Here is a 15,086-nt window from a genome sequence, read left to right on the forward strand (position 1 = left end):
TAAAATGGCAGGTTAAAAAAACAGCCTGCAACAGTGCATTAATGGCTGTTGCAGGCTTATGTTGGTCTAAAGCTGCTTACTTACTCTTCAACTCAAAGTTGGCTTTGTTCTCACCCGGTTCATTGACCTGGGCGATCAGACCACTGGTGGTGCGTTTGGTGTATTTCGCGGGAATCTTTACGGTCGATTTTTCCTGTGGCTTTTCCGCGAGGGCCATCGCGTTTTCTTCTTCAACGACAGGCGGACTGATCGTGACTTCATATGCTGAGCCGACATCTGCCTGGGGAAATGAGACTGAATAATTTCCGTTCTCATCCAGATTGGCGTACGCACTTTCGCCAGATTTGGACGAAGTGAACTGGATGCTGGCCTGTTGCAAGGGCGCTCCATCGAGGGTCACGGTTCCTGAGATCTCCACTGCGGGACGGACATTCGGATCTCCCGAACAACCCTGAGCCAGCAGCACAGAGCTCAGCAGGCAACTGAAAAGTGATAGACGATACATTATGAAAATCCTGAATCAAATGTGACGTACGTGACTGGTATCACATACGTCACTCAAGTCTATAGGAAAAGAAAATAGAACCAGTGGCCGTGGCTTACCACTCGCCGATGGTCTGGCCGTCATCGCGGACACAGAGTTTCTGGATCAGTAACAGGTCTGCGTTGTCGCTCAGGAAACGGGTTGCTCCGTCGCAGAGCAGCACATGCACACCGCCGGTGTGGTAGGAGGTCAGGGGGGTGTTCCAGTCCCATTGGGCATTGGCTTCCGCACCCGTCGATTTCGGATTGGGGCTGTGGAAGACCGACGTTACTCCGGTGCCGAAACGATGCTGTCCGGCTCCGCTGGCAATCCACTGAGTGACTGTACCGGCATAACTGGTGCCCGCCCAGCCTGAAGTGTAATCGGAACGCTTCAGAACCGGATTACTGGCTGAGATCCGCGACTGTTCGGCAATGATGATCGTGTTCGACGATCCATCGGTCACGTCCCGCATACCTTTGCACTCGTTGATCAGCAGACAGCCCGTGTTAGTAGCAAAGCTGTTATACTGTGTTTCGTAAGAGACATTCGTGCGCGCTGCAGGGTCAGGATATGCACCCATGATGCCGACATACTGATGAGACTGGGAACCCTGCTGTGGTTCGCCATTGGCATAGCTGATGGCCGGGTCTGAGCTGGAAGGGCACATGTAAATGGGAGTAATGACTTTGTCTTTGAAGAGCAGGGTGTCGCCGTTGTATGCGCCGCCTCCGCCTTCCCAGAAATCGACGTCGCTGGTCGGGCTGTTCTTGGCGAGTTCGTAAATATTTGCCTGATCCATGTAAGGCAGCAGAGCGAAACGCCAGTTGTGAGGGCCATCATTGGGCGCTCGCGAACCGATGGGGAACTTGAGATAGACGTCGTGATAATTGTGGAGCGCCAGCCCCATTTGTTTCAGATTGTTTTTGCACTGACTGCGGCGGGCCGCTTCGCGGGCCTGTTGCACGGCGGGCAGGAGCAGGGCGATCAGAATCGCGATAATCGCAATCACAACCAGCAGCTCGATGAGCGTAAAACCAGATTTGCGCGTGACACGCGGCGGGTAATTCAACATTGGTAACCTTTTGGAAATATAACTGGGAAGGAATAAAAGGTGGGACAGCAGAGGCATGCTCCGAGGAATTGTATTTTAAATCGCAAGGGGGAGACCGCACAAGTAAATTATATTAAGAAATTGCAATCTGCGTACATCTTACCTTGATGTAAGGAATTGCAGAGGAACTTCTTACGCAATATGAGGATTTTATGACCCCGAAGTGCGAAGATCTTCTGAGTCTGTGTAGCAGGAGCGGAGGAAATGCGGATTACAGACGACGAGAAATACCAGATCGTCTTTGCTAATATTGGTGATTCTCTGATCAGTGTCGGGCGGGATTCTTACAACATCGCCAGGATACACTTCCGTGGGTTCATAGTCGCCGACTTCGACCAGACCGGTTCCCGAGAGCATGATGTAGCGCTCGAAGGTTCCCTTGAGACGATGGAACCGGGTTCGCTTGCCAGGCTCGACGCGGGCACGGGCGAGGGAGACTTCAGGATCCACATCCGGGCTAGACATCTCCAGGATATAGCACCCTTCCTCAAAGTAGTATTCGTCTTGTTCCTGGGGGCGGGTGATGTGATCCATGCGCGTATCCTTTCAAGTGCATTGATTGTCGTCAGAGTATTGTCTGAACCCGAATCATAAAGACCAATCCTGTAGAATGAAAGTATCGGGGCCGTTTTCCAACAGGTTGTACTGTGACTGAGTAAAAAAACGAGCACCAGCCTGGGGAGACTGGTGCTCACTCGAGTTTGTTGATTATTTCTCTGCGGACGAGATCAGGTCAGTTCAGAAATGATGCCGTCGCCGCAGAAGTCGGGTTTACCGAAGGTCTCGATGTGATGACCCATGCCGTGGGCCAGCGACATCAGCAGACGGTTATGGGGAATGTTCTTGAACTGTAATGAACGTCCCATTTTGAAATCAAGTCCTTTACCGACGAGTACCAGCGGCACATCGTTCAGCGTATGGGAGTTCCCTTTACCCAGTTCGTTGGTCCAGACGACCGTGGTGTTGTCGAGCAGGGTTCCTTCGCCATTGGGCTCGGGAGTCTTGTCGAGTTTTTCAACCAGATACGCGAGCTGTTCGCAGAACCATTTGTTGATCTTGGTCAGCTTTTCCTGCGAATCTTCGTCGCTGTCCGGTTTATGGGAGAGTGAGTGGTGACCATCGTCGATCCCCAGCCACTTCATCCGTGCCTGACCGACCGAATTCGTATACTGCAGCGTCGCGACGCGTGCCATATCGTTGGCCAGACTATTGACCATCAGATCGATCTGCATTTTACTGGTGACCGGCATGTGGTCGTTGTCGTTCTTGATGCCGACTTCCTGAACCGGAACTTTGACAGCCAGTTTCTGTTCTGCGCTGGCTTTGAGTTCCTGTTCCATCTGGCGGACGTAGCTTTCGTGCTCTTCGAGCAACTGCTTGTCGGAGCTGCTCAGCTGAGACCGAACCTTTTTCAGGTCTTCACGGACGTCGTCCAGAATGCTGGCCAGGCTCTTACGATCTTTCATCTGACCGTAGATCTTTTCAAACATCAGGTAGGGATCGTCAATCGGCGCGACCGGTTTGTTGGGGCCTGCATAAACCATACGGGTCCAGGGGTCGGCACGATGTGGAACGTTCACACCAAATTCCAGTGAACCGAAACGGGTGCGGGTCTCTTTATTGCTCTGCAGGAACCGTTTGAGTTCCTGGTCGATCGACAGTCCGCTGGCCCAGCCGGCCGGAGTGTGCGATCCCCCCTGGATGTTACCGGGGAGTAATTCGATTCCGGTTAAGAGACAGCTCATGCCCCGCATGTGACTGTCACCGTCTCCCCGGACGCGGTCAGCGACCCCTTTGATCACCAGCATCTGGTCCTGATATTTCTTCAGGGGCTGCATGATTTCCTTGAGCTCGAACTTATCGCCGGTCTCATCGGGCCAGTAAGTTTTGGGAACGATACCGTTGGGGCTGAACATCACGATCATACGCTTTTTGCGGATGCCGGCATCGGCGGCAAAACCGAGGCTGGGCAGATGCGAAACCAGCGGCAGGACTGCAGAAGAGAGTCCGAGTTTTTTGAGGAACTGGCGGCGGGATTGATATTTCATTGGTAGGCTCTTTCTCAGGATTGAGGCTGGTGCAGGGCAGCAACCTTCATGATTTCTACGAGCAGTTGTTGAATATTATATCCGGATTTTTCGAATCGGGTGGTCAAATCGTCACGGATTTTTTCGCCATAGGCATTAATCGGCTGTTTGACGGCCTGATGGAACAGCTGGTCTACAAAGGCGGCATGGGCGTTCTGATCCTGAGAGATATACTCTGCCAGATCGCGGGCACCATTAAACCTGACGGTATCACCGGTGAGTGAAACCAGCTCTGCAGAGGCGTTAATGTCTTTTTTGACTTCCTGTTTTCTGTATCGACCAATGGCGTCAAAGTGCTCCAGACTGAATCCGAGCGGGTTAATGATGCTATGGCACGACATACAGGCGGACGGTTTCGTGATCTGGACGACCTTTTCGCGGGTTGTCATTCCTGCATGAAAATCGCCGTCTTTGAATTCTGTTGCCTGTGGTGGCGGCTTCAGGGAACGACCCAGCAGACGACGCGTGACGAACACGCCACGGTGGATCGGTGAACTCAGATTGTGGTAGGCGAAGTTGGCCATCAGGTACGGGTGCGTCAGGACGCCGGCCCGTTTGTCTTTATCGAGAGATACCTTCTGGAATGATTCTCCTTCCGGCATCTCAACCTGGTACACTTTGGCCAGTCGCGAATTCATGTAAACGTAATCGGCCAGCAGCAACTGACGATAGTCGGACGATCCGTTCCAGACGACGTCGTCGATGAACATATCCAGCGAAGTTCGCAGATCGGCGACCACCTGATCGTCGAATTCCGGGAAGAGCGCTTTATCTTTCGCCAGCTCTTCTTTTTCATCCAGCTGTAACCAGTGGTGGAAAAAGTATCGCAGTTTGGCCTGGGCCCGGGGATCATTCAGCATGCGTTCGGCCTGCTGGGCAATCTGTTCCGGCTTGTTAAGGCGTCCCGCTTTGGCGGCATCATACAGCTGGCGATCCGGCATGGAATCCCACAACCCGTACGAGAGACGGGATGCGATTGTGAAATCGTCCGGCTGTGCGAATTCGCGGTCGGTATACAGGAAGCGGGGAGACTTCAGAATCAGCAGGAGGGATCGCTTGGCTGCCAGCTCAGTTTCCAGTTCAGGCTGAAAATGCTGATCTACGAAAAACGTTTTCTGCTCTGTTGTCAAAGGCCGGCGAAAAGCGAGCTCGGCAAAGCGATGACAGAACTTCTGGACTTTATCCCGGCGGTCTTTGGCCTCGGGTTTGGTTCCGGCCAGACGATCCAGGTGTTTGATCACCCCCGTCATGATTTCCAGGGCCGCAGACGTCGTTGCGTCATCCCAGGACTTGGAGACGGCTACCCCGCGTTCATACCCGGAAACACTGTCATCCGGTGGGAACTCAGTCGAAACAATAAAGGTTCCCGGAACCTGTTGCGGGACGAGGTGCCGTTGTGGAATCACTTCCTGAGCCTTATGCGGCGGTTTCCACTCCAGGCTGATGGAAGAAGACTTATCTTTGTATTTGAAAACGTGCAGGCGGAGCGTATAAGGGCGACCACCCAGCAGGCGGATCGTCGCTTTATGTTCCTTGGCCCGTCCCTGAGAGCTGACCCATTCATCAATGATCGGTTCCTGCTCATTGACCCAGAGCCGTGCCCCGTTCTCGGTTTTGATGATGAATTCGTAGTCGCCGGTCTCTTCCACGTAGACCGAACCCTCCCATTTCATGGAGAACTCTTCGGCGTTCTTGATTTTCTCGTGGGGGGCCTTATCTCCAAACTGGAAGCTGACAACGGGATCGATGCGTTTTTCAACCCGTTTGTCCCCTTTGAAATTCCGGGTAGAAAAATACTCGGCCCGCAGACCGTTCTCTTTATTCGTGACACGTGCATTTCCGAGGAAATGAGACATCAGGTCGGCGGTCGTATAGAGGTACTGGCGGACCGTCATGTGCGAGAGCTGAATCCGGGAGGCCTGGCTCTGGTCCTGCTCATCCGGGGAAAAGAAGCGGTCAAACACATACTGAGCGACCTGCTTCGCATCCTCACCCTCACAGAGCTCCGGATCTTCTTCCGGCATGGTCTCTTCAATAAGCATGGTCAGTTCAGCCAGGCTCTTCTGCCCCTGAAACGGATTGGCTTTTTCCGTGACACCTTGACCATTTTTTGCATGGCATTCGATGCACAACTTTTGATAAATCTGCGCACCGGTCACCGTTTTCTTGTCGGCGGCATCAGCAGAACTCAAGAACATACCACAGATCAACAACGTGATCGCGGATACGGGAAAGCGTCGGTATTGAGGGATGATCATCATACCAGGCATCACATATTAAGGCAGGAAAAGCAGGAGGGAGTTCGCATTTTCAAAGGTGGCGAAAACACGTACCGGTAACCTACATCATCGGTTAGTGGATTACCTTATCCTTATTATATTCGCTCCCCAGGCATTCGTCAAGGATTGGGAATTGCTCCAAATCGTTTGAATTACTGAGGTTAGTTAAGGAAGAGCTCTGTTTTGCCGCTGAAATCGCCACGGGTGACGTTCTGGCTGTCTCCCGTGGTCAGTCTGATCGTTTCCGATAGAAACTCATTCGCTTCAGATGTTCATTTCAGGACCGGAGCCGTCTGTGCTTTGGTGGTGACTCCGGGCGGGAGTTCCATGATCTGAATGTTGCGGAACTGGATTTCGGCTCCCTCGGATTCCAGGCAGAGGTAGCCTTTTTTGATCGAGGCGTTGCGCACGCCGTTCACGAATTTGCCGTTCACAGACAACTTGACGGTTCCGTCCACGCAGACCACGTCGTACACGTTCCATTGCCCTTTGCCTTTGCAGCGGTTTTCAATCGACTTGCTACGGGTTCCGCGGGGATTGTCGGGAGTGGTGATCAGACCATTGGCGCCGAACAGTTCGCCGTGTACGTAAGCGATGGGGGGCAGGGTGCCGTCTTTCATTTTGTGTTGATTGACCCAGTCGAGTTCGAGCATCTGGATTTCCATCCCTTTGGGCAGGCGTCGACCTTCGGGAACAGTCCCTTCACTCCAGGCGAAGACCCCCGAATTACCGCCGGCTTCCATGTGTCGCCATTCGATATGCAGGAGAAAATTCTCGTACTGTTTATCGGTTCGCATTACGCCAATCGGATGTCCCGTGCAGACGAGCATGCCATCTTTGACATACCAGGTATCTTTGTCGGTATTCACATTCACCCAGCCGGTCAGATCTTTACCGTTGAACAGAGGCTTATATTGAGGCAGGTCTGCTGCCTGAATCACATTGGTCAGTAAGCACAAAGCCAGGAAAGATCCAAAGAGGGTCGCACGTTGTTTCTGCATGATGAGGTCTCCTGTGGGGAACCGCTGATTTCAGGTAGGCGTATGTGAGTCGAGGGCACATTTCAGATTTGATCATACCGCTCGCCGAATCGCGATACAAGCAGATTGCGGCGGTGACAGCAGTCTGAGTCGTCTTACGAATCTCACCCCAGTTCGGAAAGACGCTCTCCCTCGTCAAGCAGATATTGAGGGCGCCCATGAGGATCGTTAATCGTGATGGCGTGAGGATCGATGCCCAGATTGTGATACAGCGTGGTAAAGATGTCCTTGTAAGACACTGGACGATCTGTGACAGCGCTGGCAGTGCGATCGGTTGCGCCAATGACCTGGCCGGTACGCATGCCACCCCCGGCGAGAATTGCGGGACCGACGCGCGGCCAGTGATCGCGGCCTCCGTTTTTGGAGTTGATTCGCGGCGTTCGACCAAACTCGCCCCAGGCGATAATCGTGACGTCGTCCAGCATGCCTCTTTCTTTCAGGTCTGATACCAGGGTGGCGAGCCCATGGTCGACGATTGGGAGCAGCTGCCGCATGCGGGAGAAATTACTGGAATGTGTGTCGAAATCACTGATCGAGATGCTCACGCATCGTACGCCGGCTTCAATCATCCGCCGGGCGAGTAGAAATTTGCGTGTCGCCCCCGGACCCTCACTGGTGTAAAACTTTTGATTTTCAGATGCAACACCCAGACTGTACTTCTCCAATACGGCTGGGTCTTCCTGTTCCAGGTCCAGTGCATCCGCCAGTCGTCCTGAAGTCAGAATGCTGACGGCCTGTTGTGAAAAACGATCCATGGCGTCCATCATTCCACTCGCATCCACTTTGCGGCGGATGGTGTCCAGTTCGGAGAGCAACGTTGTCCGGTTTTCCAGACGTTCCAGCGAGAGGCTGGGATTAAGTTTGAGACTGACCTGATGCTCTTGACCCAGCCGTTTGAGCTCGTTCTGCATCCCTTTTTCCAGCTGTCGTTCGAACAGGTCTGAGATATCGGGACGAAAGGGCTGATACGAGGGGCCGAGGAATCCGGGGCGTGCGCTGTTCCTCACCTGTCCGCGTCCCTGCATGAGATCGACGAACAGTGGTGCTCGGTCGCGGGGGGAACCTTTGAGGTTTGAGACAACAGATCCCAGCGCGGGACGTCCGCCGACGGACTGCATGTCTTTTTTGCGGAATCCGGACTGACATTGGAAGGCATCGTGTGCCCCGGCTGAACCGACCAGAGAACGCACGAACGCAAACTGATCCGCCTGAGCTGCCATCCGGGGTAGCAGTTCACAGAGCTGAATCCCGGGCACGCTGGTAGAGATCGGCTGAAATTCGCCTCGGATTTCAACGGGGGCTTCGGGTTTCAGGTCGATGGTATCCATGTGCGGAGGACCACCGTCCAGATGCACATTGATGATTGCTTTGCGAGAGTGCTGAATTCCCGCCCGTGCTTCCAGTCGCAGTAAATCTGACAGTGTCAGTCCTGCCAGACCGAGTGTGCCGAGTTTCAGAAAATCGCGGCGGGTAGCCTGTGAATGTTGCTGACTCTGTGCGCTCAGAAATTTCAGCATGAATATCCCTTTTCCCTCGAGAGGTCATTCATCGACGCGAAATCGCTTCCCTGTGGTTCATGACGCGCCTGGTACAAATCAAAGTATGTTTATACCAGATTGGGTGGGAAGGACTCAAGCAGGATTCTCGAACGGGAGAACATTCCAACGATTAGAGAAAGTTGGAGAAATCACCGAATGTGAGATTCGGGCGGGCTGAAATACACCAGAGCGAAAACAAGCGGCGTTTGAGGGGCTTCAAAACAGGCTCCACTCTGCGTTAAACCACGCGTCTAATCGGGCCAGTTACGATTGTCTGTAGCTGAATGCCCTGTGAAATGTGGTTTTAAAAACTGAAGGGAATCTGCCCTTTATTGTATATCGCAGAAAGGGGCAAAACGTTAACAACGAATTTCAAAAATAATCAAATTCGTTAGAAACAAAACTTTTTATAGTAATGAACCAAACTTGTTTCTGATCTTCATCAATTCTTAATAGATTTCTCTACAATATAAAATATTGCCGTAGATGAATTACTCGATAACATTTCCAGCAAGAAGATCTTACAGTTTTCCACGATGGAATTCTGAATTCTTAAGATAAGAAAACATACTGCAGAAAGAAAAGACGCACTTGCACGATGGATGCGACACAAACGACCTCACTCCAAACTGAAACTGCGCGAAGCCGTGCTGAGCTGGCTCGAAACTGGGTTAAAGTTCAACCTTCTTTGATGGCTTTCGTTGTAGCATCGACTCCCCAGTTTAGTGATGCAGAAGATCTGCTGCAGGAAGTCGCAGCAGAAATAGCAATTCGTTACGACGAGTATGATAACACGCGGCCCTTTCTTCCCTGGGCCTTGTGGATTGCCAAAATAAAAATTGCCGACTTCTATCGCGGTAAGCGTAAAGACCGGGTGCTGTTCATGGGGGAAGCAATGGACGCCCTGGCAGACGCCTGTTCCCGGGTGCAACAGCTGATGACCGAAGAACGGGATCTGCTCGAGTACTGCCTGGATCAGCTGACAGAACGTTCGCGGCGACTGCTGGGCCTGCGGTATGCCGAAGATTTAAAACCGAAACAGATTGCCGGAGAACTGGGCACCTCAACCGGTTCCGTGCGTGTGACTCTCTCCCGCATTCGTACGACGTTAATGGAATGTGTTCAAAAGCGGGCGGCCGGTGAAGCGAATGTCGGATCTTAGCGAATACAAACAGAGTACGGCGCTCGAGAATATCGACGCCTATCTGGATGGAGAAGAGCTTTCTGAAGAAGAAGCTCACAAGCTTGAACAGTGGATCAAGACCGACAGTGAAAATGCTGATCAGGCCTTCCGCCGCGTGTTTTTGCATTCCTATCTGCGTCAGCGTTTCCAGACACGGGCCATCGGCGAACGACAGGCAAGGGAACTGGAATCTCGTAAGCAGGAACCGCTGATTCTGCCATCTGAGTCGGAAATTGAAATCAAACCCGAACCTCAGCCGCAGACGAAGCCCACCCCCGCGAAAGGTCGGCGGCATCCACTGCTGACCTGGCGCTGGTTTCTGCTGATTGGTATCGGACTCGTGTCCACATTCAATCTGGCTGTCCTGTTCATCAAAGACTTCCAGATCCCTTACGACGAAGAGAAAGCCTTCGAGCAGCCCATCAATTTCGATTCTGATTACATGAAGAAGACCTTCCTGATGGCGCGAGTGGCAGCACAGCCCTTCCTCTATGAAGGCTTCGATTATTCGAAAAAAGAACTGTTGGACAAAGAGGCCGAAGGCGTTAATGGGCTCGACGGTGGTGTCGGCTGGGCAGGGCCTTGGATCGATGAAGGTCCCGTCTACGCTTCGATCGTACACGATACGAAAAAGAAAAACCTGGGCAAGAACGACATGCGACTGTTCGGCACGCTCGGTTTTTCTGACCAGTACGGGAATATGCTGCTCACTAAAGGGGGGCAGTATCGGACTGGCCAGGTTTCTCAGTCCGTCTCAGTGCGACACATCGATCTGCAGCAGGTGCCGCATGCACTCTCTGATGACAAAGGCTTTGGCGCTGATGGTGAAATTCTCTGGTTCAGTTTCATGGCCCAGTCGTACGACAATGAAGGCGACGGACGTTATGCCTACATCGATCTGGGTAACGAAGAGTCGAGCCTGCGGATCGGAAAGCTGTCCTCTGCCATTCGTGGCAACTGGGCTGCCGCCGGACAGGTCAATGGTACCGAGATCAATACTGCTTCCAGTGAAGTACTCTCGGGACAGGCCGTTCTGATTGTAGGTCGCATTCTGTTTCGTCCCGGCGCAGAAGAGGTTGATCTCTGGTTGAACCCCGTGCTGAATAAGATTCCCGAACTGGACGAGGTCGATCTACGGCTGATGGCCCCCGATCTCCGCATCGAACGGGTCAAGATCGTCAGTCGCTATTCGACGGACTTCGACGAGATCCGCGTCGGCGTATCTTTTGTCGATGTGATTCCCGCCAGTGAACATGACGACAACGAATAAGTCATGTCTTGTCTCGGGATCAGAGTTGTGGCTGCCTGCGGGGCATCGTAGAATAAATCTGTAATTATTCAGATTGACTACGCAACTTAGTCCTCATGCCATGGGTGTCCATCGATGAAATTCCCCCGCACACTGCCTCTGCTCTGTCTCTTATTTCTGCTGGCACACAATACTGCAGTTTCTGCAGCCGAGCAGAAGATGAATGTGCTGTTTATCATCTCCGACGACCTGACTGCGACGGCACTCTCCTGTTACGGGAATCAGGTCTGCCAGACACCGAACATCGACCGCATCGCTGCTAAAGGAACACGCTTCACCCACGCCTACTGTCAGGCGACCTACTGCGGCCCCTCGCGGGCGTCTTTCATGTCCGGCTATTATCCCCATGCGACCAAAGCCTTCGGGTATGTCAGTCCGCGGTCCTACATTGGCGAGAAACCAACCTGGGCACAGCTCTTCAAGAACAACGGCTACTACTCAGCGCGTGTCAGCAAGATTTATCACATGGGAGTCCCCGGAGACATTGAAAAGGGGAATGACGGCACCGACGATCCGGCTTCCTGGACCGAACGTTTTAACAGCCAGGGGCCCGAGTGGGCTGCTCCCGGGGATGGAGAGACACTCGAGAATAACCCGGATGGCAAAAAGCCAGCCGTGGGAGGTAATACCTTTGTGGTTGTGGAAGCGGACGGAGATGACCTCGTGCATTCCGACGGAAAAACCGCCCGCAAGGCTGTCGAACTGATCCAGCAGCACAAAGACGAACCGTTTTTCCTCGGGGTCGGCTTTGTTCGCCCCCACGTCCCCTTTGTCGCGCCCCGGACGTACTTCCCGCCTTACAAGCCTTACAGCAAACATGTCCTGCCGGAAAAAGTACCCGGTGACTGGGATGACATTCCCAAACTGGGGATCAATTATAAAACCAGCAAAGGCATGCAGATGGATATCCGGCGACAGAAAAAGGCGGTCGGCGGTTACCTCGCCTCAGTTGCATACATGGATCGTCAGGTCGGGAAAGTCCTCGATGCCCTGGAGCAGGCAGGGATTGCAGACCGGACCATTGTGATCTTCACCAGCGATCACGGTTACCATCTGGGAGAACACGATTTCTGGGCGAAGGTCAGCCTGCATGAGGAGTCTGCTGCCGTACCATTGATTATCAGTGTCCCCGGTAAATCACCCACCGTCTGTAATTCACTCGCCGAACTGCTCGACCTCTATCCAACGATCAGCAGTCTATGTGGTCTGCAGGTACCTGCAGGCATTCAGGGCAAAAATCTGGCTCCGCTTCTGGATGACCCCACACTGAGTGTCCGCGAAGCTGCCTTCAGTGTTGATCCACGCAATAAAGGCAATCGCGGCTTTCTGCTCCGCGATGATCGCTGGGCTTATATTCAATACCGGGAAGACGCTTCGGGAGGCATCGAACTGTTCGATATGGAAAACGATCCCAAACAGTACACGAACCTGGCCGAAAAACCGGGTTATGAAAAGGTTGTGGCCCAGTTCAAACAACGGATGACTGAGAAGCTCAAGGCAGTCCGCACGAATGATCTGGGACACAGTTACGACTGAACCGGCGGGACAGAGTCGCTCACTCGATGGGGATCTGTTGCGTCTCACCTGTAGCAGAGGCCTGATAGGATGCGTATATCGTTCTCAGAACCTGCAGACTGTCGTGGCTATCGAGTGGCGGCGGTTCTTTGTCGAGCACAGAGCGGATCGCCGAATGCACGAAAGGCGTGTAACCTCGTGGCTGCACCGATTCTTCAAATTTATGAATCGTTCCCGGCTTGTCCGAGTTGAGATGCCACTGCAGGTAACGACCCGTAGAATAATCCATCTCCAGCCAGCCCTTGGAACCCCAGATCTTGATCAGCGACTGTTTCCCACGATTCGTGTAATAGCCCGACGACAACGTGCCCAGAAAACCTTTATGGAACTTCAGGCTCAACGCCACCGAGTCTTCGACATCGATCGGCTGACCTCCGATGTTAGTGACAAACCCGTTCACGGCACTGATTCTGGTGTCGGTCAGGTACATCCCCAAATCGAGCCAGTGAATTCCCAGCCAGATCAGATGCCCTCCACCAGCCCGATCTTTCTGGGCGAACCAGCCTTGATGATAGCTTTTGCTCGTGAGCCGCGTCTGATCGGCAATGTAGTTGAGTTCAATCGCATAGATCTTGCCGAACACTCCTTTGCGAATCATGCGGCGGGCCGCTTTGACTTCCGGATTACTTCGATTCGCGAGCGCGAGCATCAGGTTGAGATGCTTGCTGTCCGCTTTTTGAACCAGGGCTTCGAACTGATCGATACTCGTGCAGGCCGGCTTTTCTGCGAACACGTGGCAGCCGTGTTCCAGTGCCATGTCGATCGCCGCCGGAGCCTTGATGGCTTCCAGCGTGACCAGCGCCATGTCCGGTTTCTCTTTTTCAAACAGCTGGCTGGGGTTGTCATACACTCTCGTCAGTTTGTCCCCCAGCTTTTCTTTGGCCAGGGCCGTGTGCTTGTGTCCTTCATCGGAGAGGACGATTTCCTTGATGTCCTCTGAGGAAGCCAGCGCCGGGAAATAAGCGCCCAGGTGAGGCGACGTCTCACTGATGATGAGCGCGACTGTTGCTTTATCTGCCATGTGTCTGCTTTCTTCTGATGTGCGTTGCTGTGATCTCTAATGCATCATACCTGCGGCAGTTCGTAGCCGTCACGATAAGTTCTCGTCAAATACTGATTGGCGTCTTTGTCTTCCGGGAAGGTCTCCGTTTTCGGATCGAAGACCAGCCGGCGTCCGGTGCGGTATGCGATATTCCCCAGGTGGCTGAGCATCGCTGAATAGTGACCTTCCTCAATCTCCGCCAGCAGTTCCTGCGATTTGCGGCTTTTGACACAGTCAAGGAAGTTCTGGTAATGAGCTCCCGTGTCCTGCCATTTCTGTTCGAAAGCCGGGCCGCGTTCATGCTTGTAGAAGATCCGATACCCGGAACGATCAACCATCATGAACCCTTTGTCGCCGTAAATGATGTTATCGTTATCGTGGCGATGAGCCTGCATCCGGTAGGGGGTGAAGTCGCGCTGCTCATAGACGTAGAGCAGATCGTCATACTCCCAGGTAACCACCATCGTGTCGGGAGTTTCCTGGGCATCCCCTTTGGAACCCAGCTTCGCACCACTGCAGGAAACCGCATTCGGTGCCTTGAGATTCAACACCCAGCGACCAATGTCGATCTGATGCACTCCGTCATTGCCAATGTCCCCGGTGCCGAAATCCCAGTTCCAGTGCCAGGACGTATGAAAACAATTGCGATTGAAGGGCCGCTTCTGGGCCGGACCCAGCCACAGATCATAATTCACACCTTCAGGAACCGCTTCATCGGGACGTGGCGGATACAGGGCCCGACGCTGATTGTTGATCGCCTTGATCATCATGACCTTCCCGATGGCACCGTCCTGGATCTGCTTCCACGCTTTCTGATAGACGGGAGTCGCCCGTAGATTCGTTCCGTGCTGCACCACACGCTTGTATTTACGGGCGGCATTGACCAGTTGGCGACCCTCGTGAATGTTGTGCGAACAGGGCTTTTCGACATACACGTCTTTACCGGCCTGGCAGGCCATGATCGCCGCGGGTGTGTGCCAGTGGTCAGGAGTCGCAATCACGATCGCATCGATCTCGTCTCCCTCCAGCAGGCTGCGGAAGTCTTCCACCTGACGCGGTCGTTTTGCACCGGCTTTTTCAGCCTGCTCTGCCATCTGACCACTTCGACTCTGATCGGGATCACAGACAGCGACCAGATTGCTCTCGGGGAGTTTTGCAAACCAGCTTCCCAACCCACGTCCGCGACCACCACATCCCACCAGGGCAACATTCACCTTTTCATTCTCGGAGACAGCAGCCTGACTCAGAGAGGCCAGGCTCATTGAAGCCAGGGAAGCACCCATGAATGTGCGACGATTGACGTGGGGCATAACGAATCTCCTCAAAGGGGGTATTGATTTCGAGTACGGACGCAAATCGCAGGTTTTCATCCTACCACGCAGGAGAACCATGTATC

General features: G+C 53.2%; 12 protein-coding genes. 3 read left to right on the forward strand and 9 right to left on the reverse strand.

The features are described from left to right. Positions 1 to 76: 76 nt before the first annotated feature. The 7 genes from RID21_RS06885 to RID21_RS06915 form a co-directional block, all read right to left on the reverse strand. A complete protein-coding gene (locus tag RID21_RS06885) occupies positions 77 to 505 on the reverse strand; it encodes a carboxypeptidase-like regulatory domain-containing protein (RefSeq protein WP_350187924.1) in 429 nt (142 codons plus the stop codon). Positions 506 to 599: 94 nt separating this feature from the next. Then, positions 600 to 1,598 (reverse strand): DUF1559 domain-containing protein, encoded by a 999-nt coding sequence (locus RID21_RS06890; RefSeq protein ID WP_350187925.1) that lies wholly within the window; start codon positions 1,596 to 1,598, stop codon positions 600 to 602. 189 nt (positions 1,599 to 1,787) lie between these two features. Beyond that, entirely contained in the window at positions 1,788 to 2,171 is a 384-nt protein-coding gene (locus RID21_RS06895) for a cupin domain-containing protein (RefSeq protein WP_350187926.1), read from the reverse strand. Positions 2,172 to 2,365: 194 nt separating this feature from the next. After that, positions 2,366 to 3,685, reverse strand: a complete 1,320-nt coding sequence (locus RID21_RS06900) for a DUF1552 domain-containing protein (protein ID WP_350187927.1) — start codon at positions 3,683 to 3,685, stop codon at positions 2,366 to 2,368. A 14-nt stretch (positions 3,686 to 3,699) separates the two neighbouring features. Further along, positions 3,700 to 5,985: a DUF1592 domain-containing protein gene (locus tag RID21_RS06905; RefSeq protein ID WP_350187928.1), complete on the reverse strand. Its 2,286-nt coding sequence runs from the start codon at positions 5,983 to 5,985 to the stop codon at positions 3,700 to 3,702. A 290-nt stretch (positions 5,986 to 6,275) separates the two neighbouring features. Next, positions 6,276 to 7,004, reverse strand: coding sequence for a 3-keto-disaccharide hydrolase (locus RID21_RS06910; RefSeq protein ID WP_232106587.1), 729 nt, complete (start codon positions 7,002 to 7,004; stop codon positions 6,276 to 6,278). A 143-nt stretch (positions 7,005 to 7,147) separates the two neighbouring features. Next, a complete protein-coding gene (locus RID21_RS06915) occupies positions 7,148 to 8,560 on the reverse strand; it encodes a DUF1501 domain-containing protein (RefSeq protein WP_350187929.1) in 1,413 nt (470 codons plus the stop codon). Positions 8,561 to 9,179: 619 nt separating this feature from the next. On the opposite strand from RID21_RS06915, the gene RID21_RS06920 reads away from it, so the two are divergent. The 3 genes from RID21_RS06920 (at position 9,180) to RID21_RS06930 (ending at position 12,609) form a co-directional block, all read left to right on the forward strand. Then, positions 9,180 to 9,743 (forward strand): sigma-70 family RNA polymerase sigma factor, encoded by a 564-nt coding sequence (locus RID21_RS06920; protein WP_145041456.1) that lies wholly within the window; start codon positions 9,180 to 9,182, stop codon positions 9,741 to 9,743. Next, entirely contained in the window at positions 9,730 to 11,034 is a 1,305-nt protein-coding gene (locus RID21_RS06925) for an anti-sigma factor (protein ID WP_350187930.1), read from the forward strand. Before RID21_RS06920 ends, RID21_RS06925 begins: the two co-directional genes overlap by 14 nt. 114 nt (positions 11,035 to 11,148) lie before the next feature. After that, positions 11,149 to 12,609 carry a sulfatase gene (locus RID21_RS06930; protein ID WP_350187931.1) on the forward strand — a complete coding sequence of 487 codons (1,461 nt, stop codon included), beginning with the start codon at positions 11,149 to 11,151 and terminating at the stop codon, positions 12,607 to 12,609. 19 nt (positions 12,610 to 12,628) lie between these two features. Here RID21_RS06930 and RID21_RS06935 read toward each other — a convergent pair whose 3' ends face one another. Then, entirely contained in the window at positions 12,629 to 13,669 is a 1,041-nt protein-coding gene (locus RID21_RS06935) for a Gfo/Idh/MocA family protein (RefSeq protein WP_350187932.1), read from the reverse strand. 44 nt (positions 13,670 to 13,713) lie between these two features. Continuing rightward, positions 13,714 to 15,000: a Gfo/Idh/MocA family protein gene (locus tag RID21_RS06940; protein WP_350187933.1), complete on the reverse strand. Its 1,287-nt coding sequence runs from the start codon at positions 14,998 to 15,000 to the stop codon at positions 13,714 to 13,716. Positions 15,001 to 15,086 lie beyond the last annotated feature (86 nt).

The sequence above is a fragment of the Gimesia sp. genome (assembly GCF_040219335.1).
Lineage (GTDB): Bacteria > Planctomycetota > Planctomycetia > Planctomycetales > Planctomycetaceae > Gimesia.

Bases quoted from the DNA above. Each gene is read 5' to 3' on its own strand.
- RID21_RS06935 (WP_350187932.1), bottom strand. From the start codon at position 13,669: ATGGCAGATAAAGCAACAGTCGCGCTCATCATCAGTGAGACGTCGCCT.
- RID21_RS06885 (WP_350187924.1), bottom strand. From the start codon at position 505: ATGTATCGTCTATCACTTTTCAGTTGCCTGCTGAGCTCTGTGCTGCTG.
- RID21_RS06905 (WP_350187928.1), bottom strand. From the start codon at position 5,985: ATGATGATCATCCCTCAATACCGACGCTTTCCCGTATCCGCGATCACG.
- RID21_RS06940 (WP_350187933.1), bottom strand. From the start codon at position 15,000: ATGCCCCACGTCAATCGTCGCACATTCATGGGTGCTTCCCTGGCTTCA.
- RID21_RS06925 (WP_350187930.1), top strand. From the start codon at position 9,730: ATGTCGGATCTTAGCGAATACAAACAGAGTACGGCGCTCGAGAATATC.
- RID21_RS06920 (WP_145041456.1), top strand. From the start codon at position 9,180: ATGGATGCGACACAAACGACCTCACTCCAAACTGAAACTGCGCGAAGC.
- RID21_RS06900 (WP_350187927.1), bottom strand. From the start codon at position 3,685: ATGAAATATCAATCCCGCCGCCAGTTCCTCAAAAAACTCGGACTCTCT.
- RID21_RS06895 (WP_350187926.1), bottom strand. From the start codon at position 2,171: ATGGATCACATCACCCGCCCCCAGGAACAAGACGAATACTACTTTGAG.
- RID21_RS06890 (WP_350187925.1), bottom strand. From the start codon at position 1,598: ATGTTGAATTACCCGCCGCGTGTCACGCGCAAATCTGGTTTTACGCTC.
- RID21_RS06915 (WP_350187929.1), bottom strand. From the start codon at position 8,560: ATGCTGAAATTTCTGAGCGCACAGAGTCAGCAACATTCACAGGCTACC.
- RID21_RS06910 (WP_232106587.1), bottom strand. From the start codon at position 7,004: ATGCAGAAACAACGTGCGACCCTCTTTGGATCTTTCCTGGCTTTGTGC.
- RID21_RS06930 (WP_350187931.1), top strand. From the start codon at position 11,149: ATGAAATTCCCCCGCACACTGCCTCTGCTCTGTCTCTTATTTCTGCTG.